Here is a 23,526-nt window from a genome sequence, read left to right as displayed (position 1 = left end):
CTACGTGAGCAACATGTCACTCGATTTTTCCCACAATGAGTTCCAGCCACTGGCCGCGCGTATGCGGCCAACCACGCTGGCGCAATACATTGGCCAGCAGCATTTGCTGGCCCCGGGCAAGCCGTTGCCACGCGCCATCGAGGCTGGGCAGTTGCACTCGATGATCCTGTGGGGGCCGCCGGGAACCGGGAAAACGACGCTGGCAGAGTTGATTGGCCGCTATGGTCGGGCCGATGTTGAGCGCATCTCAGCGGTGACCTCCGGCATCAAAGAGATCCGCGAAGCCATCGAGCGCGCCCGGCAAAACCGGGATGCAGGCCGCCGCACCATCCTATTTGTTGACGAGGTCCACCGCTTCAATAAAAGCCAGCAGGATGCCTTTCTGCCACATATCGAAGACGGCACCATTACCTTTATCGGTGCTACTACGGAAAACCCCTCCTTTGAACTGAACTCGGCGTTGCTGTCCCGTGCGCGGGTGTATCTGCTCAAAGCGCTGACGGCGGACGACATCGGCCAGGTGCTGGATCAGGCCATGGAAGACAAGGCGCGTGGTTTTGGCGATCAGAATATCGAGCTGCCGCCGGAAACCAAGCGCATGCTGTCTGAACTGGTGGGTGGCGATGCCCGCCGCGCCTTGAACAGCCTGGAGATGATGGCCGATATGGCGGAAATCGACGGCAAAGGCATGCGGGTATTAACCCCGGAGCTGCTCAAAGAGGTCTCTGGTGAACGCAGCGCGCGCTTCGATAACAAAGGCGATCGCTATTACGATCTGATTTCTGCACTGCATAAATCCGTGCGTGGTTCCGCACCGGATGCCGCCTTGTACTGGTATGCGCGAATTATTACCGCCGGTGGCGATCCGCTGTATGTGGCGCGCCGCCTGCTGGCCATTGCCTCTGAAGACGTTGGCAACGCCGATCCGCGCGGAATGCAGGTGGCTATTGCCGCCTGGGATTGCTTCACCCGCGTTGGCCCTGCAGAGGGGGAACGCGCTATCGCACAGGCGATCGTTTATCTGGCCTGTGCACCCAAAAGCAACGCCGTGTATACCGCTTTTAAAGCCGCCATGCGTGATGCCAAAGAGATGGCGGACTATGACGTGCCGGAGCATCTGCGTAACGCACCGACCAAGCTGATGAAAGAAATGGGGCTGGGCGCAGAATACCGCTATGCCCATGACGAACCCAACGCCTACGCGGCCGGAGAGAGCTATTTCCCGGCGGAAATGGCCACCACGCGCTACTATCATCCAACCTCACGCGGGCTGGAAGGTAAAATCGGTGAAAAGTTGGCATGGCTGGCTGAGCGGGATCAAAATAGCCAGACAAAACGCTACCGCTAGCGTTGCCGTTGCGGTAAGGTTAGCGGGTATCACACTTCTTTTATGCGGCTATACCGTTGCGGCATAAAACACAATTTCTCTTTCAATAACAACAAGCACAGGATTAGCATGCTCGATCCCAATCTGCTGCGTAATGAGCTAGACGCAGTCGCCGTAAAACTGGCTCGCAGAGGCTTTAAACTCGATCTGGATCTGCTGCGTTCGCAAGAAGAGCGCCGTAAGGTTCTGCAGGTAGAAACTGAAACACTGCAGGCAGAACGTAACTCCCGATCGAAATCCATCGGCGCGGCCAAAGCGCGCGGTGAAGATATCGAGCCACTGCGTCGCGAAGTGAACGAACTGGGTGACAAGCTGGATGCTGCCAAGGCCGCACTGGATAAGCTGCAGAACGAGATCCGTGATTACGCGCTGGTGATGCCGAACGTGCCGGACGACGCGGTGCCGGATGGCAAAGACGATAGCGAAAACCTGGAAATCTGCCGCTGGGGCGAACCGCGTCAGTACGATTTTCCGGTACGCGATCACGTTGAACTGGGCGAAATGGCCGGAGGGCTGGACTTTGCCGCTGCGGTGAAACTGACCGGTGCGCGTTTTGTGGTGATGAAAGGCCAAATGGCTCGTATGCACCGTGCGTTGGCCCAGTTCATGCTGGACCTGCACACGGAACAGCACGGCTATATGGAAACCTACGTGCCGTATCTGGTGAACCATGCCACGCTGTACGGTACTGGTCAGTTGCCGAAGTTTGGTGAAGATCTGTTCCATACCAAACCGCTGGAAGAAGAATCGGAAAGCAGCAACTATGCGCTTATCCCAACTGCGGAAGTGCCAGTTACCAACCTGGTGCGTGACGAGATCCTCGATGAAGAAGATCTGCCGCTGAAGATGACCGCGCATACGCCATGCTTCCGTTCAGAAGCCGGTTCTTACGGGCGTGACACCCGTGGCCTGATCCGTATGCACCAGTTCGACAAGGTCGAAATGGTCCAGATCGTGCGCCCAGAAGACTCGATGAATGCGCTGGAAGAGTTGACCGGCCATGCGGAGAAAGTGCTGCAATTGCTGAACCTGCCATATCGTAAAGTGCTGCTGTGCACCGGTGATATCGGTTTTGGTTCCTGCAAAACCTACGATCTGGAAGTGTGGCTACCTGCGCAGAACACCTATCGTGAGATCTCTTCCTGCTCCAACATGGGAGATTTCCAGGCGCGTCGTATGCAGGCTCGTTGCCGCAGCAAAACCGAGAAAAAACCACGCCTGGTGCACACGCTGAACGGTTCTGGTTTGGCCGTAGGCCGTACTCTGGTTGCCGTGCTGGAAAACTATCAGCAGGCCGATGGCCGTATTCAGGTGCCAGAAGCATTGCGTCCTTACATGGGCGGCCTGGAATATATCGGTTAATCCACCTCACGGTGTTAGCGAAAATAGTGTATCGAAAGCGCCTACGGGCGCTTTTTTCGTTTGAATGGTTTTTATTTACGAATGAAAGCTACATTTATTGATAGCAGACAAAGTTTACTACCCCCTAATGAGTAATATCCTTACTTATGGAGGGGGAATCGTTTTTCCACATCAAACCACCCAGCGCTAATTCAGCTTCCTCCTGTCTCTGCCAACCAAGGCATGACGTTTCCCGTTGTTCGGGCAAGACCAGGAGTGAGCTATGTCGAAGCAAAAATCTGCAGCATCATCATCCAACGGTATCAGCCGCCGTACGCTAATGAAATCCGGCACGGTAGCGGGCTTGACCCTGGCCGCTGGCGGTTTTTCGTTGCCTTTTAGCTGCCATGCAGTGGCAGAAACTGTCGATACGGCGGTGCAATCCGCATCGCAGGATAAAGTGGTGTGGGGAGCCTGCTCGGTTAACTGTGGCAGCCGCTGCGCCTTGCGGTTACACGTACGCGATGACGAAGTTTACTGGGTGGAAACCGACAACACGGGCGACGATGTTTATGGCAACCATCAGGTGCGCGCCTGTTTGCGTGGCCGCTCCATGCGTCGGCGCATGAACCATCCGGAACGTCTGAATTACCCGATGAAACGCGTCGGTCAACGTGGTGAAGGTAAATTCAAACGCATCAGTTGGGAAGAGGCTTACAGCGAAATCGCCACCAGCCTGCAGCGTATCGTCGCCAAATACGGCAATGAAGCGGTTTACATCAACTATACCTCTGGCATTGTCGGCGGCAATATCACCCGTTCTTCGCCTTATGCCTCGCTGGTTGCTCGCCTGATGAACTGCTACGGCGGTTTTCTCAGCCACTATGGCACCTACAGTACCGCCCAGATCGCCTGCGCCATGCCTTATACCTACGGCAGCAATGAGGGTAACAGCACCTCTGATATTGAAAACAGCAAGCTGGTAGTGCTGTTCGGTAACAATCCGGCGGAAACCCGCATGAGCGGCGGTGGTATCACCTATTTCCTGGAGCAGGCACGGGAACGTTCTAACGCGCGCATGATCGTCATCGATCCGCGTTATACGGATACGGCCGCTGGGCGGGAAGATGAGTGGATCCCGATCCGGCCAGGCACTGATGCCGCATTGGTCGCCGGATTGGCGCACGTATTGATCAGCGAGGATTTGGTCGACCAACCGTTCCTGGATAACTACTGCGTGGGTTACGATGAGAAAACCTTACCCGCGGGGGCGCCTGCCAACGGTCACTATAAGGCTTATATCCTGGGGCAGGGGCAAGACGGTGTTGCGAAGACCCCACAATGGGCATCCCAAATCACCGGCATTCCGGCCGACCGTATCATCAAGCTGGCACGTGAGATTGGCAGTGCCAAACCGGCCTATATCTTGCAAGGTTGGGGGCCACAGCGCCAGGCAAATGGTGAGCTCACCTCGCGGGCCATTGCCATGCTGCCGATCCTGACCGGCAACGTGGGGATCAACGGCGGCAACAGCGGCGCGCGTGAATCAACCTACACCATCACCATTGAACGGATGCCGGTGCTGGAAAATCCGGTAAAAACGCAGATTTCCTGCTTCAGCTGGACCGATGCCATCGCCCGCGGCCCGGAAATGACCGCCAAACGTGATGGGGTACGCGGCAAAGACAAGTTGGACGTGCCGATCAAGTTCATCTGGAACTATGCCGGGAACACCATCACCAACCAGCACTCCGATATCAACAAAACCCATGACATTCTACAGGATGACTCCCAGTGTGAAATGATCGTGGTGCTGGAAAACTTTATGACCTCTTCGGCGAAATACGCCGATATTCTGCTGCCGGACCTGATGACGGTCGAGCAGGAGGACATTATCCCGAACGACTACGCTGGCAATATGGGCTACCTGATCTTTATCCAGCCGGCCACCACTGCCAAGTTTGAACGTAAACCCATCTATGAAGTGATGAGCGAGGTAGCGCGTCGCCTTGGGCCTGAGGTACACCAAAAATTCACCGAAGGGCGCACTCAGGAGCAGTGGCTGCAATACCTTTACGCCAAAATGTTGGAGAAGGACCCGCAGTTGCCGTCGTATGAAGCTTTGCGCAGCATGGGGATTTACAAACGTAAAGACCCGAATGGCCACTTTGTGGCCTATAAAAAATTCCGTGACGATCCCGCAGCCAACCCGTTGAAGACGCCTTCAGGCAAGATCGAGATCTATTCGGCCAAGTTGGCAGAGATCGCCAGCAGTTGGGAGTTGGATAAGGACGAAACCATCAGCCCGTTGCCGGTCTACGCGTCAACCTTTGAAGGTTGGGATGACCCGTTGCGTAACACCTACCCGCTGCAAATGTTCGGTTTCCACTATAAGGCCCGGACCCACTCCAGCTACGGCAATATCGATGTGCTGCAGGCGGCTTGCCCGCAGGAAGTCTGGATCAACCCGCTTGATGCCAGCCAGCGCGGCATTGTCAGCGGTGAAACGGTGCGGGTATTCAATGGCCGTGGCGAAGTTCGCGTGGCCGCCAAAGTCACACCGCGCATCATGCCTGGCGTGGTAGCGATGGGGCAAGGAGCCTGGCATCAGGCCAACATGAACGGTGACCGTATCGATCACGGTGCCTGCATGAATACGCTCACCACCCACCGGCCATCACCGTTGGCGAAAGGTAACCCACAGCATACCAATTTGATCCAGATAGAAAAAATATGAAATGAAAATCATTATCAATAAAGCCTGTTATATCAACACTTTATTGATTGTGAGCAAAGTGTAACCACCTCTTTTGGAGCATAGTGCCGTTTAGGGCAGGCCACAATTAAAACATTTTTACCTGCTTTTTTGAAATCTACCTGCATTGGGAGCGGCGTAACACGTTGATTGCAGGTTTTATTGCCAGTTTTACTGGTTATTTTATGCAACCCAGAGCGAAATCATTATGAATGAATCCGAAAAAAAACCTCTGTCCGGCCTTCAGTGCTCCAGGCGAAAGCTGGTCAAAAATAGTGCCATTGGCGGGCTTGCCCTTGCCCTTGCCGTTGGTGGCGTTTCCCTGCCTTTCAGCCGCCGTGCCAACGCTGAAACCTCCCCGACATCCGCCCTTGCCAAACCCGAAGAAAAAGTGGTCTGGAGCGCTTGTACGGTAAACTGCGGTAGCCGTTGCCCGCTGCGGATGCATGTGGTCGACGGTATGATCAAATATGTCGAAACGGATAATACTGGCAACGACGAGTACCAAGAGTTGCATCAGGTTCGTGCCTGCCTGCGTGGGCGTTCAATGCGCCGTCGCGTGTATAACCCAGACCGCCTGAAGTATCCCATGCTCCGCGTGGGCAAGCGGGGCGAAGGAAAATTCAAGCAGATAAGCTGGGATGAAGCCTACACGCTGATCGCTGACAACATGAAGCGCATCATCAAAGACTATGGCAATGAAGCCATCTATTTGAACTACGGTACCGGCACCTTGGGGGGCACAGTCACCCGTTCCTGGCCACCGGGTTCTACGTTGATCGCTCGCCTGATGAATTGCTGCGGCGGCTATCTGAACCACTATGGTGACTACAGCACCGCGCAGATCGCCATGGGGCTGAATTATACCTACGGCGGTTGGGCTGACGGTAACAGCCCAACGGACATCGAAAACAGCAAGCTGGTGGTGCTGTTCGGTAACAACCCAGGCGAAACCCGCATGAGTGGCGGTGGGGTAACCTACTTGCTGGAGCAGGCGCGTGAGCGTTCGAATGCGCGCATGATTGTGATCGATCCGCGCTACACCGATACCGCTGCCGGTCGGGAAGACGAGTGGATCCCAATTCGTCCTGGCACCGATGCGGCACTGGTTGCCGGGTTGGCGCATGTGTTAATCAGCGAGAATTTGGTCGATCAGCCGTTTCTGGATAAATACTGCGTGGGTTACGACGAAAAAACCTTACCTGCGGGGGCTCCAGCTAATGGGCACTATAAGGCCTATATTCTGGGCCAAGGTGACGACGGCATTGAGAAGACGCCGGCCTGGGCCTCAAAAATTACCGGTATCCCGGCCGACCGCATTGTCAAACTGGCGCGCGAAATTGGCAGTACCAAACCGGCGTTCATTTCCCAAGGTTGGGGGCCGCAACGCCATGCCAACGGTGAGTTGACCTCACGTGCCATCGCCATGTTGCCGATCCTCACCGGTAACGTCGGGATCCATGGCGGTAACACGGGGGCACGCGAAGGCTCCTACGGCCTGCCGTTTGTTCGGATGCCGACCTTGGAGAATCCGGTTAAAACCAGCATCTCCATGTTCATGTGGACCGATGCCATTCTGCGCGGGCCGGAAATGACCGCCAAGCGTGACGGCGTGCAGGGCAAGGACAAGCTGGACGTGCCGATCAAGTTTATCTGGAACTATGCCAGTAACTGTCTGATCAACCAGCACTCAGAAATCAACCGTACCCATGACATTCTGCAAGACGAGAAGAAGTGCGAGATGATCGTGGTAATCGATAACCACATGACCTCGTCGGCGAAATATGCCGATCTGGTGCTGCCAGATTGCACCGCCTCTGAGCAGATGGATTTCTGTCTGGATGCCTCAAGCGGCAATATGGGTTACGTCATCTTCGCCGATCAGGCGATCAAGCCGCAGTTTGAATGTAAGAACATTTATGAAATGACCAGCGAGATCGCCCGACGTATGGGGGTTGAGCAGGCCTTCACCGAGGGGCGGACTCAGGAAGAGTGGCTGCGTCACCTTTATCAGCAGTCCCGCGAAGCCATTCCGGCGCTACCGGACTTTGAACAGTTCCTCAAGCAAGGGATCTTCAAGCAGCGCGATCCCGATGGTCACCATGTGGCTTACAAAGCCTTCCGGGCCGATCCGCAGGCTAATCCACTGAAAACGCCTTCAGGCAAGATCGAGATCTATTCTGCCCAACTGGCGGAGCTGGCAGCGACTTGGGAATTATCCAAGGACGACGTTATCGATCCGCTGCCGGTGTATGCGGCCGGTTTCGAAAGCCTCGACGATCCGTTAAGCAGCAAGTATCCATTGCAGATGACCGGTTTCCACTACAAGGCCAGAACCCACTCTACCTACGGTAACGTCGACGTGCTGAAGGCCGCTTGCCGCCAGGAGATGTGGATCAACCCGATTGATGCGCAATCCCGCGGCATAGCCAACGGGGACCTGATCCGTATTTACAACGATCGGGGTGAGGTACGCATTAATGCCAAGGTGACGCCACGCATGTTGCCGGGCGTGGTCGCTATGGGCGAAGGAGCCTGGTATGCGCCAGATGGTAGCCGTATCGATCATGCTGGCAGTATCAACGTGCTGACCACCCAGCGCCCGTCGCCGTTGGCCAAGGGCAATCCTTCCCACACCAATCTGGTCCAGGTCGCCAAACTTTAAGGAGTAGCTGATGACTACGCAATATGGATTCTACATTGATTCGAGTCGTTGCACCGGCTGCAAAACCTGCGAGCTGGCCTGCAAAGACTATAAAAACCTGACCCCGGACGTCAGCTTCCGCCGCATCTATGAGTATGCCGGGGGCGACTGGCAGCAGGACGGCGATAGCTGGCACCAAAACGTGTTTGCCTATTACCTGTCGATCGCCTGTAACCACTGCGAAGACCCGGCCTGTACCAAAGTGTGCCCAAGTGGCGCCATGCACAAGCGGGAAGACGGTTTTGTGGTGGTGAACGAAGAGGTGTGCATCGGTTGCCGCTACTGCCATATGGCATGTCCGTACGGCGCACCGCAGTACAACGAAGCGAAAGGGCACATGACCAAGTGCGATGGCTGCTATGAGCGCGTTGCCGTTGGCCAAAAGCCGATTTGTGTCGAGTCCTGCCCGCTGCGTGCCCTGGACTTTGGCCCGATCGACGAACTGCGTAAACAACATGGCACCCTGGCGCAAGTGGCACCGTTACCGGCCGCGCATTTCACCAAACCGTGCATCGTACTGAAACCTAACGCCAACAGCCGCCCGAGTGGTGACACTACCGGCCATCTGGCTAATCCGAAGGAGGTTTAAAATGGGAACGGGATGGCATGAATGGCCGCTGATGGTGTTCACCGTATTAGGGCAGTTTGTGGTGGGCGGCGTTATCGTAATGGGGCTGGCGTTGATCGCCGGTAATCTGACCGATCGCCAGAGCAAGGCGGTACACGGTTCTATGTTTTTCCTGTGGTTGCTGATGGGGATCGCCTTTATCGCCTCCGTGATGCACCTGGGGACGCCGATCAGGGCCTTTAACTCGCTCAATCGCATCGGTGAGTCGGCGTTGAGTAATGAAATCGCCAGCGGTTCGGTATTCTTTGCGGTAGGCGGCCTCTATTGGCTGCTGGCCATGTTGAAAAAAATGCCGCAGGCGCTGGGTAAAGCCTGGCTGGTAGTCACCATGGTGCTGGGGCTGCTGTTTGTCTACGCCATGACGCGTGTCTACCAGATCGATACCGTACCGACCTGGCATAACGGTTACACCACGCTGAACTTCTTCCTGTCGGTGTTTATCGGCGGGCCGCTGTTGGGCGTGTTGCTGCTGCGGGCGGCTGGTTTGCAAGTGGCTGGCCGTGGTCAACTGATGATGATCAGCGTGCTGGCGCTGTTGCTTAGCCTGTGCTCGGCACTGTTGCAAGGCAGTGAGTTGGCTACCATCAGCAGCTCGGTACAGCAGGCGTCGGCGCTGATCCCGGAATATGGCCAACTGATGGTATGGCGGCTGGTCTTGCTGGTTCTCGGCCTGGGTTGCTGGATTTGCCCGCAGTTGCGCCGTGGTAACGCCAGTGTGATGGGGTTGACCTTGGGCTTTGTGTTAGTCTTTGCCGGTGAGTTGATTGGCCGTGGCGTGTTCTACGGCCTGCATATGACCGTTGGCATGGCCGTGGCTGGCTAACGTTAATCTGGGCGCGGCCTGGCTGCGCCCCTGGAGAAGCCCCAAGTTATGATGCTTGAAAAAATCGCCCTGACTGGCCGTGTGCTAGGTGTTTTATTGTATGCCCCACCGGAGAGCAAAGAGTGCCAGCCTTTACTGGATTCTCTGGCCGACCCGCAGTGGTTGACCGAATGGCCTTATGAAGGTGCACAAGAGGCCGCAGCCCTGATCGCCGAAGGTTTGACTGGAAACCAGCCAGAGACGCTGTCAGAGGCTTATCAACGCCTGTTCGTTGGCCCACATACGCTGGTTGCTCCTCCTTGGGGATCGGTCTACCTGGATAGAGAGAGCGTGCTGTTTGGTGATTCGACGCTGCGCCTGCGCCAATGGTTGCGGGTGAACGGTATCGAAGCCCAGCGCAACCAGAATGAGCCGGAAGACCATATTGGCACTTTGCTGATGATGGCGGCCTGGTTGGCCGAAGAGAAGCAGCACAAAATGATTTCCGGGCTGATTGCGTTGCACATTCTTCCGTGGGCACCGCGATATCTGGAGCTGCTGCAGCAACATGCCGGACATCCGTTCTATCAAGGTGTGGCTCAGTTGGCACAAATCACGCTGGCAGCCTGGGCGGAAGAGTGCCCGTCACCGGTGCCGAGCCTGGAGCTGTATTTCTAATGAACAACAACCAACAGCTATCTGCGCAAGGCAATAGCCGCCGCCGGTTGCTGACTGGTTGGCTGGATCGTAATAAAGCCTTGCCGGAACAGGATACGCCCTCTGTAACATTGCCTGCGGTGGCTCGTCCACCTCAGGCTTTGCCGGAGGCGTTGTTCAGCTCGTTATGCAACGGTTGTGGCGGCTGCGTGAGCAGCTGCCCGTACGGATTATTGAGCCTCGAGCAAAGCAAGCCGGTATTGAGCATCGATTTCACCGAGTGTGATGTCTGCCGCAAATGCACCACCGCCTGCCAAACTGGGGCGCTGCGTGACAAAATGCCCTGCGACACGCTGCTGCGCCCGCAAATCAGCCATAGCTGCCTAGGGCGGCAAGACAGCTGCCGGATGTGTACCATCAACTGCCCGCAACAGGCTTTATCCTTCCAGCTTTCTGAAAACGGTACCCGCCAATTGCAGTGTGACGATACGCTGTGTAATGGTTGCGGACTGTGCAAGCTATCCTGCTTTCATGGGCATATTTCCCTGGCCGCCTCGGGTGAAAAATCGTTGCCGGAACAGCTATAAAGACACTTTTAACCCGTTGTTAAACATATTGTGCGATCGCCCGTTAACCGCCGATTGACTTTTTTATCGCCAGTGGCATGATGCGCGCACTCTACTCTGTCTGTTCGGTTTCAATTTCACTATGTCCGCATATTCTCGCCCAGTGCTTATGTTGCTCTGCGGCCTATTGCTGCTTACGGTTTCCATCGCCGTTTTGAACACTTTGGTTCCCCTCTGGTTAACGCATGCTCAATTGCCAACCTGGCAAGTGGGGGTGGTGAGTTCGTCTTATTTTACCGGTAACCTGCTGGGAACGCTGGTGGCGGGCAAACTGATCAAGCGGATTGGCTTTACCCGCAGCTATCATCTTGCCTGTCTGGTCTTTGCCTTCGCTACCGTGGGTATGGTGCTGTCGCTGGACTTCTGGAGTTGGATCGGCTGGCGCTTCTTTGCCGGGGTAGGGTGTGCCTGGATTTGGGTGATCGTTGAAAGCGCACTGTTGCGCAGCGGCAATCTGAGTAACCGTGGTCAACTGCTGGCGGCGTATATGATAGTTTACTATCTCGGTACGGTTGCGGGGCAGTTGCTGCTAAGCAGTGTTTCAACCCAACTGCTGGATGTGGTGCCGTGGGTGACCGCCGTTGTGATGGCCGCCATGCTGCCGATGCTGTTTGCGCGGGTCAATAACCAGGATGACGAACCGCAGCAGGCCTCTATCTGGCAGATGTTTAAACGTCGTGACGCCCGGTTGGGCATCAACGGCTGTATTATCTCGGGAATTGTGCTGGGCTCGCTGTACGGCCTGATGCCGCTGTATTTAAACCATCAGGGGATGAGTGATGCCAACGTGGGTTACTGGATGGCGCTGCTGGTCAGTTCCGGCATCGTGGGGCAGTGGCCGATAGGGCGCCTGGCCGATCGCTATGGTCGCCTGTTGGTGCTGCGCATTCAGGTGTTTGTGGTGATCCTTGCCAGCATCGCGATGCTGGGTAACTATGCGATGGCTCCGGCGCTGTTTATTCTGGGCTGTGCTGGCTTTACCTTATATCCGGTGGCGATGTCCTGGGCCTGCGAAAAGGTGCTGCCGCATCAGTTAGTGGCGATGAACCAGACATTGTTGATGAGCTATACCGTCGGCAGCTTGCTCGGCCCATCGATGACGTCGATGCTGATGCAGAGCTACTCCGATCGGCTGCTGTTTGTGATGATTGCGGTAGTGGCGCTGGTTTATTTGGTGATGCTGCTGAAGAAGCCGGACCATCACCACACCCCGTTGGCCGCGGCATGAAATAAAAAAACCCGGCAGATGCGCCGGGTTTTTTGTTGAGCAGGGAGAGGCTTAATAGATCACTTTATGGCCGTAGCTTTCCAGGATCCCCTTCACGCGATCCATGGTGTCGGCCTTCGGCGGATGAACGCCGTCCAGTTTGTACTCTTCACCCATCGCGATCCATTTGTGCTTGCCTAGCTCGTGGTAAGGCAACAGCTCGATCTTCTCGATATTGGTCATATCCTTGGTGAACTCACCGAGCAGATGCGTCGATTTATCATCGTCAGACCAGCCCGGCACCACCACGTAGCGGATCCAGGTGCGTTGATTACGTTTGGCCAGATAACGGGCAAACTCCAGCGTGCGATGGTTGGAAACTCCCACCAGGTTCTGGTGAATATCGTCATTCATCTGTTTCAGGTCTAGCATCACCAGGTCGGTAGTATCCAGCAGCTCATCGATCACCGGGTCGTAACGGCGGACAAAACCGTTGGTGTCCAGACAGGTGCTGATCCCTTCCTTGTGGCAGGCGCGGAACCAGTCGCGAACAAATTCGGCCTGCAGGATCGCTTCACCGCCGGACGCCGTTACGCCGCCGCCGGAAGCGTTCATAAAGTGACGGTAGGCCACGGTATCGGTCATCAGCTCTTCAACCGTGACCTCTTTGCCGCCGTGGGTGTCCCAGGTATCGCGGTTATGGCAGTACAGGCAGCGCATCAGGCAACCCTGGAAGAACACGATAAAGCGGATACCAGGGCCATCAACGGTGCCACAGGATTCGAAAGAGTGGATGCGGCCTTTCAAGGACATTGCGGGTTTCTCCAAAATTGACTGTCAAACGCAGTCTAAAATAGGCTGGTAACCGCCAGGCAGGGATCAACGATGTGGCGAAAAAAAGTCGCCAGGTAAAACGATTCCTGTTGGCCGGTTACGTACCGGTTCACTGTTTTGCCAGATATCCATGCAGTATATACCCATCACAGGCTAAGCAGCAGCGTAGATACCTGGCAAAACAGACTCAAGACCAGAGTCAGGGGGTAGTTAGTAAAAAGGCCGGAATATCCGGCCTTGGTAAGATTTGTTCAGCGGGGCAGAACGATCCGCCCCGGAGAAACAGCGATTAGATCGACTGGGTGAAAGTACGAGTAATCACGTCTTGTTGCTGTTCTTTGGTCAACGCGTTGAAACGCACTGCGTAACCCGATACGCGGATGGTCAGCTGAGGATATTTCTCAGGGTTTTCCATCGCGTCCAGCAGCATTTCACGGTTCATCACGTTCACGTTCAGGTGCTGACCGCCTTCGATGGACGCTTCGTGGTGGAAGTAACCATCCATCAGACCCGCCAGGTTGGCTTTACGCACGTCGTCATCTTTACCCAACGCGTTAGGCACGATGGAGAAGGTGTACGAGATACCATCTTTTGCATAGGCAAACGGCAGTTTGGCTACGGAGGTCAGAGAAGCTACAGCACCTTTCTGATCGCGGCCGTGCATTGGGTTGGCACCTGGACCAAATGGAGCGCCTGCACGACGACCATCTGGGGTGTTACCGGTTTTCTTACCATAAACCACGTTAGAGGTGATGGTCAGCACGGACTGAGTTGGTACCGCATTACGGTAGGTACGCAGTTTCTGAATTTTCTTCATGAAACGTTCTACCAGGTCACAAGCGATGTCATCTACGCGAGAATCGTTGTTACCGAACTGCGGATATTCACCTTCGATTTTGAAGTCGACAGCCAAGCCGTCTTCGTCACGGATGGTGGATACTTTGGCGTACTTGATGGCAGACAGGGAGTCGGCTGCTACGGACAGACCCGCGATACCACAAGCCATGGTGCGATAAACATCACGGTCATGCAGAGCCATCAGCGCAGCTTCGTAGCTGTACTTGTCGTGCATGTAGTGAATGATGTTCAACGAGGTCACATACTGCTTGGCCAGCCAGTCCATGAAGTGGTCCATACGCTCCATGACTTTGTCATAGTCCAGCACGGTGTCCATCATTGGGGCTTCTTTCGGGCCAACCTGCATTTTCAGTTTTTCATCAACGCCGCCGTTGATTGCGTACAACATGGTTTTCGCCAGGTTGGCACGCGCACCGAAGAACTGCATTTGCTTACCGACAATCATCGGGCTGACGCAACAGGCGATGGCATAGTCATCGTTGTTGAAGTCTGGGCGCATCAGGTCGTCGTTTTCATACTGTACGGAGGAGGTGTCGATAGACACTTTCGCGGCGTATTTTTTGAAGTTCAACGGCAGTTTTTCAGACCACAGGATGGTCATGTTTGGCTCTGGAGATGGCCCCATGGTGTACAGCGTATTCAGGAAGCGGAAGCTGTTTTTGGTTACCAGCGTACGACCATCAACACCCATACCAGCCAGGGATTCTGTTGCCCAGATTGGGTCACCAGAGAACAACTCATCATACTCAGGAGTACGCAGGAAGCGAACCATACGCAGTTTCATGACCAGGTGGTCGATCAGTTCTTGCGCTTGCAGTTCGGTCAGTTTACCGGCCTTGATATCGCGCTCAATGAACACGTCCAGGAAGGTAGATACGCGGCCGAAGGACATGGCTGCACCGTTCTGGGATTTCACCGCGGCCAGGTAGCCGAAGTAGGTCCACTGTACGGCTTCTTGAGCGGTGCTGGCTGGGCCAGAAATGTCGTAGCCGTATTTGGCGGCCATTTCTTTAATCTGAGCCAGGGCACGGTGCTGTTCAGCAATTTCTTCGCGCAGCTGGATGGTCATTTCCAGGTCTTCGCCATTTTCCAGACGGGTCTGCAGAGACTTGAACTGGTTCAGCTTGTCGGCCATCAGGAAGTCGATACCGTACAAAGCAACGCGACGGTAGTCACCGATGATACGGCCACGGCCATACGCATCTGGCAGACCGGTCAACACGCCAGACTTACGGCAGTTCAGGATGTCTTTGGTGTAAACATCGAATACGCCCTGGTTGTGGGTTTTGCGGTATTCGGTGAACACTTTCTTCACTTGTGGATCCAGTTCACGGCCATAAACCTTGCATGAACCTTCAACCATCTTGATGCCGCCGAATGGGATCAGCGCGCGTTTCAGAGGAGCATCGGTCTGCAAACCCACGATGGTTTCCAGATCTTTGTTGATATAGCCCGCATCATGAGAAGTCACGGTGGAGACGACGTTGGTATCGAAATCAACTGGCGCATGGGTGCGGTTTTCCAGTTTGATCCCTTCCATAACCTTGTCCCACAGGGTGGTAGTGGCTTGACTTGCGCCAGCCAGGAAGGATTCATCACCCTCGTAAGGAGTGTAGTTTTTCTGGATGAAGTCACGTACGTTGACTTCTTTCTGCCAGTCACCTTCGCTGAAACCTTGCCAAGCGGTCGCTAACTTCTCGTTAAGTTCGGTCATTATACACCTACCTTCTAATGTGGATTTCTTTGTAAACCCGGCGCCGTGCCAGCCAACAGATTAGTGATTCTGTTTGCCGCCACGCAGATAAATTACCCAGTAAGTCAACCCAACCAGAAGACCACCGCCAATGATGTTACCGATGGTGACGGGGATCAGGTTGTCGATGATAAAGTTGCTTACGGTCAGATGAGCGAATTGCTCGGGTGCTGCCCCCACGGCTTGCCAAAACTCTGGCGTGGCAAAGTGCTTAACCACTATACCCATAGGGATCATAAACATGTTGGCGATACTGTGCTCAAAGCCGCTGGCGACGAACATGGCTACCGGCAGGATCATGGCGAACATCTTGTCCATCAGGCTGCGGCCGGAGTAGCTCATCCAGACGGCCAGGCAAACCATCAGGTTAGCCAGGATACCCAGACAGACGGCTTCTATAAAGGTGTGGTGCAGTTTATGGTCGGCGGTTTGCAATACGTTCAAACCCCACAGGCCATTGGCTGCCATATACTCGCCTGAGAACCAGATCAGCGCTACGAAGAACAAGGCACCAATCAGGTTGCCAATATAGACGTTTAACCAGTTAAGAGCCAGTTGCCCCCAGGTAATACGCCCGCTGGCTTTGGCAATCACGGTCAGTACGGTGGAGGTAAACAGGTCCGCTCCGCAGACGACGACCAGCATTAACCCCATGGAGAAGCAGATACCACCCACCAGCTTGGCGAGGCCGAAAGGAATGGCGGCGGTGCCGGTGGTCGCTGTGATATAAAAAACAAAGGCGATAGAAATGAACACACCTGCGGTGATCGCTAAATAAAAAGTCGTCAGCGGATGCTTGGTGGCTTTATAAACCCCCGCATCCTCGGCAACTTTCGCCATCGCGGCAGGTAACAGCATATCGAAGGGGTTGTCAGCTCTCACACTAACTCTCGCTCTTAAGGGTTATTACAACACACTGAGATACTAGCAAAGCAGTATAGGGTAAAAATTGACTTGGATCATAACGCGCGGAAGTAAAACGGCTTAAAACCGCAAAATCAGTAGGGTCTATTGAGTTATATTATTGATTTTTATGTAAAAAATATTTTTTAATGTTTGCAAAAAATTTTGAAGTTAACGCCGTTTTGGGGTGGGGAGAGTTAAATTTTTGTACTTATTGTCGCTTTTTGATGAATAAGCATTAATTGATGGTTAATTAATATTTCACGCTGACGTAACAATTGGCGATTTAATTATCCTGTTGGCTGATAAGTACGCTTTTGATAAAAACATTCAACGCCAAGGTTTGCCTGTTTTTTGATCGGCAACCGAATCAAGCTGCTTCTTTGGGAGTAACGCCGGTAAGGTTCTACCGGCGTATCAATCAGGCTTATGCCTGCGCCCAGTGACGGCGTTTGGCAGTTTGCAGCTTTTCGTAAGCCGCCAACAGCGCTTGATGGGCCGGCAGGGCTTTCAATTCACTGTCGATGGCAAACAGGCCGTTGAAGCGCTCTTCGCCGCTCATAGCCGCAGAGGCCGCGTCAACAGCATCCTGACCATACATCTTCACGAAGGCCGTGTGATATTGGGCTGGGTCGCGTTCTGGCTCCAACGCCAACAGCAGCAGTGTCTGCAGGCAACGATAGTAGTTGCTGCGCTCTCGGGTAAACAGCGAGGCGTTAAACTCCTGCGTCCACTCGGCCCAGATCAGTGCCTGCTCGAGATCGCCACCGGCCAATGCCAGCATGGATTTCAGTTCGCCAACGCGCAGGGTGTACCAGGCGTTGTCTTTACCAGAGGCAATGCCCAGCAATTCACGTACGCGGGTGAAATCGTCCAACCCTTCATCATCCAACTGTTGGATCAGAGCCAGGTACTCTTCTGGCTCCCATTCGCTGCCCGGCAGTTGCAGCAGGGTTTCACGCAGGTGCGCGCCCATGCTGTTGTTTGCCAGTAGCAGATCCTCTGCCGGATAGATGTCGGACATCCCCGGTACGATGATGCGGCAGGCGTACACGTCCAGGTGCTCGTAATCGGCGATGTACACTTCGGCATCTTCTTTATTAAAGATGCTCATCAGGGTGGCGAACTCTTCCTGCGTGCTACCGCTGAAACTCCAGTCGACAAATGGATAGTCGGCATCCTGTTTGAACATATCCCAGGAGATCAGACCGCTGGAATCGATGAAGTGAGTTTCAAGGTTGGCATGCTCGGCCACTTCTTCGTCGTCGAAGGTTGGGGCGGTAAACACATCCAGATCTTTCAAGTCGCGGCCTTGCAGCAGTTCGGTAACGGTACGCTCCAGCGCGACCCCGAAATCGGGGTGAGCGCCAAAGGAGGCAAAGCAGGTGCCGTTGGCGGGGTTGAACAACACCACGCAGATCACCGGATAGTTGCCACCTAACGAGGCATCATAAGAGAGGATCGGGAAGCCTTCGGCCTCCAGCTTGGCGATCGCCTCAACCACGTCAGGATAGCGGTTCAGCACTTCACTCGGGATTTCCGGCAGGCTGATGGACTCGGCGATGATGCGGTTTTTCACATAACGCTCGAACACCTCGGAGAGACCCTGAACCCGCGCTTCGTTGGCGGTATTGCCAGCGGACATGCCGTTGGACACATACAGGTTGCCGATGATGTTCATTGGAATATAAACGGTCTGCTGATCCGACTGGCGGGTGAATGGCAGGGCGCAGATGCCACGATCGCTATTGCCAGACTGCAGATCGATCAGATCGTCGGCAGTCAATTCCTGCTCTGGATCGTAGAAGGCGTGGGTACGCTCATCTAGGATACCTTGTGGCAGCGAGTTGTCAGCCGGGATCGGGAACCATTTCTCATTGGGATAGTGAACGAAATCGCCTTCGGCAATCTGTTGACCCAAATAGAAATCGGCGAAGAAATAGTTGGTCGACAGGCGCTCGAAATATTCGCCCAGCGCGGACGCCAGCGCGGCCTTCTTGCTGGCACCCTTACCGTTGGTGAAGCACAGTGGGCAATCGCGATCGCGGATATGCACTGACCAGACGTGTGGCACCGGATTCAGCCAGGAGGCTTCTTCGATATTGAAACCCAGATCGGTTAATTTCTGCTGAAAACGGGCGATGGAGTCTTCTAGCGCAGCGTCTTTGCCAGGAATAAAAGTTTGCGTCATTGTCTTCACTTATGTGGCGTACTAAAAACGCGCAATGATACGGGGTTTTGTCCCCAAGCTCCACGTATTCCTAAAGCCGATCAGATGTCACAGTAATTATGTGGATAAAGACGATAATTCAGCGGGTTATCAATAACGGAGAAACGTAATGAAATCAGTGAAACTCAGCGTGTTGGCACTACTGTTGGCCGGGGTTTGCGGCTCGGCACTGGCGTTACCTAATATCACCTTGCTGGCCACTGGCGGTACTATCGCTGGCGGCGGCGACTCGGCCACCAAGTCCAACTACACCGCAGGTAAATTGGGCGTTGAAGCATTGGTTGATGCTGTGCCGGAGCTGAAAAAGGTTGCCAACGTCCAGGGCGAGCAGGTGGTCAACATCGGTTCACAGGATATGAATGACGAAGTCTGGCTCAAGCTGGTCAAGAAGATTAATGCGGACTGTGCCAAAACCGATGGCTTCGTGATCACCCACGGTACCGACACGCTGGAGGAGACCGCCTATTTCCTGGATCTCACCGTCAAGTGCGATAAGCCGGTCGTGATCGTGGGGGCGATGCGCCCGGCAACGGCCATGAGTGCCGATGGCCCATTTAACTTGTATAACGCCGTTGTCACAGCCGCTGACCCTCAATCGGCCAAGCGTGGCGTGCTGGTGGTGATGAATGATACGGTGCTCGATGGCCGCGACGTGACCAAAACCAATACCACCGGCGTACAGACTTTCCAGTCGCCTAACTTTGGCCCGCTGGGTTACATCCACAACGGCAAAATCGACTACCAACGTTCACCGCAGCGCAAGCACACCAGCGAAACGCCGTTTAACGTCGACCAGATGAGTACGCTGCCGACGGTCGGTATTATCTATAACTATGCCAACGCGTCCGATGCCCCTGCCAAGGCGCTGATCGCCGAAGGTTATCAAGGGATTGTCAGCGCCGGGGTGGGTAACGGTAACCTGTATAAAACCGTGTTTGATACGTTGGCCACGGCGGCCCATAACGGCGTAGCGGTGGTGCGTTCTTCCCGCGTGCCTACCGGTTCCACCACCGAAGATGCAGAAGTGGATGATACTAAACTCGGTTTTGTGGCAGCCGGAACGCTGAATCCGCAAAAAGCGAGAATCTTGCTGCAGTTGGCATTAACTCAAACCAAAGATGCTAAACAGATCCAGGCGATGTTTAATCAGTATTGATTCCTGACTCAAGTGGGGGCGTAATGCCCCCATTTTCCCCGCCCCGACTATGCTGTAGGAAATCTCTTTTTTCAGGAACGATTTCATGCAGGCATTTGATATCCAAAGAATGGCATTTGACGAGACCACGCCAGAGTTCCTGGCCGAGGTGGCACTACGCTGTCTGTTCACTTTTTTGCTGGTGTTTATCTTTTTAAAAATGACCGGGCGGCGTGGCGTACGCCAAATGTCGCTGTTTGAAGTGCTGATTATCCTGACGCTGGGATCGGCAGCCGGAGATGTCGCGTTTTATCATAATGTTCCCCTGTTGCCGGTGCTGATGGTTTTCGTTTGTATGATGGTGATGTACCGCTTTTCCACCTGGTTGATGGATCGCCATCAAAAAATACAGGTGTGGATGGAAGGCGAACCGCTGATTCTGGTCAGCGAGGGGCTGTTCGATTGGAACATTCTGTGCCGGGAAAATATCACCCATGATGAGTTCTTTATGGAACTCCGTCAGGCCGGTGTCGAGCATCTCGGCCAGGTGAGACTGGCCATCCTGGAGGTAAACGGCACCATATCGGTGTATTTCTACCCGGACGAGGAGGTACGGCCCGGGTTACCGGTGTTACCGGCACAATGCGTCAAAAGCGTGGTTGAGATTGATGTGGAGGGTGATTATGCCTGTGGGATGTGTAGCCTGATCTCCACCTTGACGCCATCGCCCGAACACGACTGCCCACGCTGTGGCAACCGTAAATGGATCGCAGCCTTGTCCCATAGCCGGGTAAGCTGAATACAGCACAAAAAACCGCGTTAACCCGCTGAATACGCCAGTGTCACAGCGTTTTATGGCACAAATAAACCCTGAGGCCGCAGAGCCTGTTATTTGCGGTCTCGCCAGTTTCCCACCCTTGGAACAATAAGCATTGCAGCCGGGTTACGTGAGTGATAAAACCGATAGAGTTGGTTAACATCAGCGTTAACTTCGGGCATATGTCGAAAGCCGGTTTTTACGGCGCACAGTGAATGTGGTGAGGGGAAATGACTCAGGTTTATAATTTTAGCTCAGGCCCGGCGATGCTGCCGGTTGAAGTGTTGCGTCGTGCGGAACAAGAACTGTGCAACTGGCACGGTCTTGGCACTTCGGTGATGGAAATCAGCCATCGCAGTAAAGAATTCATCGCCGTCGCCGAACAGTCCGAACAGGATCTGCGCGATCTGCTGAAAGTCCCCGCCAACTATAAAGTGCTGTTCTGCCACGGTGGTGCCCGCGCGCAATTCGCCGCGTTGCCACTGAACCTGTTGGGCGATAACACCACTGCCGACTATATCGATGGCGGTTACTGGGCGCACAGCGCGATCACCGAAGCGGAAAAATACTGCCAGCCAAAGGTGATCGATGTTAAAACCACCGTTGACGGCTTAAGCGGCATCAAGCCGATGAAAGAGTGGCAACTGAGCGATAACGCGGCTTACGTCCACTATTGCCCGAACGAAACCATCGACGGCGTGGCCATTGATGAAACGCCAGACTTTGGCGATAAAGTGGTGATTGGCGATTACTCTTCGACCATCCTTTCCCGTCCGTTGGACGTCAGCCGTTTCGGCGTTATCTATGCGGGCGCACAGAAGAACATTGGCCCGGCTGGCCTGACGCTGGTGATCGTGCGTGATGATCTGCTGGGTAAAGCACGCCGTGAAGTCCCGTCGATCCTGGATTACACCGTGTTGGCAGAAAATGACTCGATGTTTAACACGCCGCCAACCTTCGCCTGGTATCTGTCTGGCCTGGTCTTCAAATGGCTGAAAGAGCAGGGCGGCCTGGTGGAAATGCAAAAACGCAACCAGGCCAAGGCCGAGTTGCTGTATAGCACTATCGATCAGTCGGACTTCTACCGTAGCCGAGTGGCCATTGCCAACCGCTCCTGGATGAACGTGCCGTTCCAACTGGCCGATCCTGCGCTGGATAAAGTGTTCCTGAGTGAAGCAGAAGCCATTGGCCTGCAGGCACTGAAGGGGCACCGCGTAGTAGGCGGCATGCGTGCTTCCATCTATAATGCGATGCCGCTGGCCGGCGTGAAGACCCTGACCGACTTTATGGTCGATTTTGAACGTCGCCATGGTTGATTGCCACCGCCCGCATTGAACGGGCGGTCGTACCGCTGTTGTCCTTTTGCATTAAAGCGGCTCCGGCATTATCCCGGGGCCGTTTCGTTTATCAGATTCTGGAGAGTTTTGTTCACATGGTGGATTCCCTGACGTTACAACCGGTTGCTTTGGTCGATGGCACCGTCAACTTACCTGGCTCCAAGAGCGTATCCAATCGGGCTTTGCTACTGGCTGCGCTGGCGCGGGGAACGACCCGGCTGACCAACCTGCTGGATAGCGACGACGTGCGTCATATGCTGAATGCCTTGCAAGCGCTGGGGGTGAGTTACCAACTCTCCGACGATCGCACCACCTGTTCCGTTGAGGGCAACGCGGGTCCGTTGGTTGCCGCGCAGCCGTTGGAGCTGTTCCTCGGTAATGCCGGTACGGCAATGCGTCCATTAGCGGCGGCACTGTGCCTGGGTGAGGGCGACGTGGTGTTGACCGGTGAACCGCGCATGAAAGAGCGCCCGATTGGCCATCTGGTCGATGCTTTACGCCAGGGCGGCGCGCAAATTGATTACCTTGAACAAACCGATTATCCACCTGTGCGCCTGCGTGGTGGTTTCCGTGGCGGCGACGTCAGCGTTGACGGCAGCGTATCCAGCCAGTTCCTGACCGCCTTGCTGATGATGGCACCGTTGGCGGCCCAAGACACCGCTATCCATATTTTGGGTGAACTGGTTTCCAAGCCTTATATCGATATTACTCTGCACCTGATGAGTACTTTCGGCGTTGAAGTCACGCACGACAACTATCGCGTGTTCCATATCCGTGGGCAGCAGACTTACCGTTCGCCAGGTGACTATCTGGTGGAGGGCGATGCCTCTTCGGCATCCTATTTCCTGGCCGCTGCGGCGATTAAGGGCGGCACCGTGCGTGTTACCGGTATCGGTAAGAAAAGCGTTCAGGGCGATACCAAATTTGCCGACGTGCTGGAAAAAATGGGCGCGCGCATCACCTGGGGCGATGACTTTATCGAGTGTAGCCGCGGCGAGCTCAAAGGCATCGATATGGACATGAACCACATTCCAGATGCGGCGATGACCATTGCCACCACCGCGCTGTTCGCGACCGGGCCGACCACCATCCGCAATATCTACAACTGGCGGGTAAAAGAAACCGACCGTCTGGCGGCGATGGCTGCAGAACTGCGTAAAGTTGGCGCAGAGGTTGATGAAGGTGAGGATTACATTCACGTCGTGCCGCCAAGCAAGCTGCAGTTTGCCGAGATTGGTACCTACAACGATCACCGCATGGCGATGTGCTTCTCGCTGGTGGCGCTCTCCGATACACCGGTGACCATTCTGGATCCGAAGTGTACCGCCAAGACCTTCCCAGACTATTTTGAGCAGTTGGCGCGTATCAGCCAGTTGGCCTAATATTCTCCATATCCGTTATCGATGGGCCTCGTTTGAGGCCTTTTTTACGCATTGGTGGCCATCTTTTCGGCAATCAGACAGTTCGCGGTAACAGTAAACTCCGCAGGCGCGTATAATACGCCCCCGAATCTGCTCCTACTTGGGCAGAGAGCAGGCGTGTTCCTGTGAGG

The 23,526-nt window shown here is 54.6% G+C and carries 17 protein-coding genes; 13 read left to right on the top strand and 4 right to left on the bottom strand.

The window, feature by feature from the left end:
• The first annotated feature begins 4 nt into the window (after nt 1-4).
• The 9 genes from A6U95_RS17155 (at nt 5) to A6U95_RS17115 (ending at nt 12,128) form a co-directional block, all read left to right on the top strand.
• Nucleotides 5-1,348, top strand: coding sequence for a replication-associated recombination protein A (locus A6U95_RS17155; RefSeq protein WP_065685332.1), 1,344 nt, complete (start codon nt 5-7; stop codon nt 1,346-1,348).
• A gap of 108 nt (nt 1,349-1,456) precedes the next feature.
• Nucleotides 1,457-2,749 carry a serine--tRNA ligase gene (serS, locus tag A6U95_RS17150; RefSeq protein ID WP_024529865.1) on the top strand — a complete coding sequence of 431 codons (1,293 nt, stop codon included), beginning with the start codon at nt 1,457-1,459 and terminating at the stop codon, nt 2,747-2,749.
• Between the two features lie 262 nt (nt 2,750-3,011).
• Entirely contained in the window at nt 3,012-5,465 is a 2,454-nt protein-coding gene (ynfE, locus tag A6U95_RS17145; RefSeq protein WP_065685331.1) for a selenate/tellurate reductase subunit YnfE, read from the top strand.
• Between the two features lie 226 nt (nt 5,466-5,691).
• Entirely contained in the window at nt 5,692-8,148 is a 2,457-nt protein-coding gene (gene dmsA, locus A6U95_RS17140) for a dimethylsulfoxide reductase subunit A (protein ID WP_065685330.1), read from the top strand.
• Nucleotides 8,149-8,158: 10 nt separating this feature from the next.
• Nucleotides 8,159-8,776 carry a DMSO/selenate family reductase complex B subunit gene (locus A6U95_RS17135; protein WP_024529862.1) on the top strand — a complete coding sequence of 206 codons (618 nt, stop codon included), beginning with the start codon at nt 8,159-8,161 and terminating at the stop codon, nt 8,774-8,776.
• Between the two features lies 1 nt (nt 8,777).
• Complete coding sequence (locus A6U95_RS17130; RefSeq protein WP_024529861.1) at nt 8,778-9,638, top strand: dimethyl sulfoxide reductase anchor subunit family protein; 861 nt, start codon at nt 8,778-8,780, stop codon at nt 9,636-9,638.
• 48 nt (nt 9,639-9,686) lie between these two features.
• Nucleotides 9,687-10,295, top strand: coding sequence for a Tat proofreading chaperone DmsD (gene dmsD / locus A6U95_RS17125; RefSeq protein ID WP_037412102.1), 609 nt, complete (start codon nt 9,687-9,689; stop codon nt 10,293-10,295).
• Nucleotides 10,295-10,861 carry a ferredoxin-type protein NapF gene (gene napF, locus A6U95_RS17120; RefSeq protein ID WP_065685329.1) on the top strand — a complete coding sequence of 189 codons (567 nt, stop codon included), beginning with the start codon at nt 10,295-10,297 and terminating at the stop codon, nt 10,859-10,861. Before dmsD ends, napF begins: the two co-directional genes overlap by 1 nt.
• Before the next feature lie 121 nt (nt 10,862-10,982).
• Nucleotides 10,983-12,128 carry an MFS transporter gene (locus tag A6U95_RS17115; RefSeq protein ID WP_065685328.1) on the top strand — a complete coding sequence of 382 codons (1,146 nt, stop codon included), beginning with the start codon at nt 10,983-10,985 and terminating at the stop codon, nt 12,126-12,128.
• A gap of 51 nt (nt 12,129-12,179) precedes the next feature.
• On the opposite strand, the gene pflA is transcribed toward A6U95_RS17115, so the two are convergent.
• From pflA to ycaO, 4 genes are all read right to left on the bottom strand, one after another.
• Nucleotides 12,180-12,920, bottom strand: coding sequence for a pyruvate formate lyase 1-activating protein (gene pflA / locus A6U95_RS17110; RefSeq protein ID WP_024484611.1), 741 nt, complete (start codon nt 12,918-12,920; stop codon nt 12,180-12,182).
• A gap of 310 nt (nt 12,921-13,230) precedes the next feature.
• Entirely contained in the window at nt 13,231-15,513 is a 2,283-nt protein-coding gene (gene pflB / locus A6U95_RS17105) for a formate C-acetyltransferase (protein ID WP_065685327.1), read from the bottom strand.
• Nucleotides 15,514-15,573: 60 nt separating this feature from the next.
• The gene (gene focA, locus A6U95_RS17100; RefSeq protein WP_024484609.1) at nt 15,574-16,434 is read right to left on the bottom strand and encodes a formate transporter FocA; all 861 of its coding nucleotides are present in this window, start codon (nt 16,432-16,434) and stop codon (nt 15,574-15,576) included.
• 448 nt (nt 16,435-16,882) lie between these two features.
• A complete protein-coding gene (gene ycaO / locus A6U95_RS17095) occupies nt 16,883-18,646 on the bottom strand; it encodes a 30S ribosomal protein S12 methylthiotransferase accessory factor YcaO (protein ID WP_065685326.1) in 1,764 nt (587 codons plus the stop codon).
• 148 nt (nt 18,647-18,794) lie between these two features.
• On the opposite strand from ycaO, the gene ansB reads away from it, so the two are divergent.
• The 4 genes from ansB (at nt 18,795) to aroA (ending at nt 23,356) form a co-directional block, all read left to right on the top strand.
• Nucleotides 18,795-19,841, top strand: coding sequence for an L-asparaginase 2 (gene ansB / locus A6U95_RS17090; RefSeq protein WP_024529856.1), 1,047 nt, complete (start codon nt 18,795-18,797; stop codon nt 19,839-19,841).
• Nucleotides 19,842-19,926: 85 nt separating this feature from the next.
• A complete protein-coding gene (locus A6U95_RS17085; protein ID WP_065685325.1) occupies nt 19,927-20,619 on the top strand; it encodes a DUF421 domain-containing protein in 693 nt (230 codons plus the stop codon).
• 248 nt (nt 20,620-20,867) lie between these two features.
• Nucleotides 20,868-21,953 carry a 3-phosphoserine/phosphohydroxythreonine transaminase gene (gene serC / locus A6U95_RS17080; protein ID WP_024529855.1) on the top strand — a complete coding sequence of 362 codons (1,086 nt, stop codon included), beginning with the start codon at nt 20,868-20,870 and terminating at the stop codon, nt 21,951-21,953.
• A 116-nt stretch (nt 21,954-22,069) separates the two neighbouring features.
• A complete protein-coding gene (aroA, locus tag A6U95_RS17075) occupies nt 22,070-23,356 on the top strand; it encodes a 3-phosphoshikimate 1-carboxyvinyltransferase (RefSeq protein ID WP_065685426.1) in 1,287 nt (428 codons plus the stop codon).
• Nucleotides 23,357-23,526 lie beyond the last annotated feature (170 nt).

It is taken from the genome of Serratia sp. 14-2641 (assembly GCF_001692375.1).
Taxonomy (GTDB): domain Bacteria; phylum Pseudomonadota; class Gammaproteobacteria; order Enterobacterales; family Enterobacteriaceae; genus Chania; species Chania fonticola_C.
Note: the sequence above shows the minus strand (reverse complement) of the source record. Positions and strands in the feature narration are given on the sequence as shown.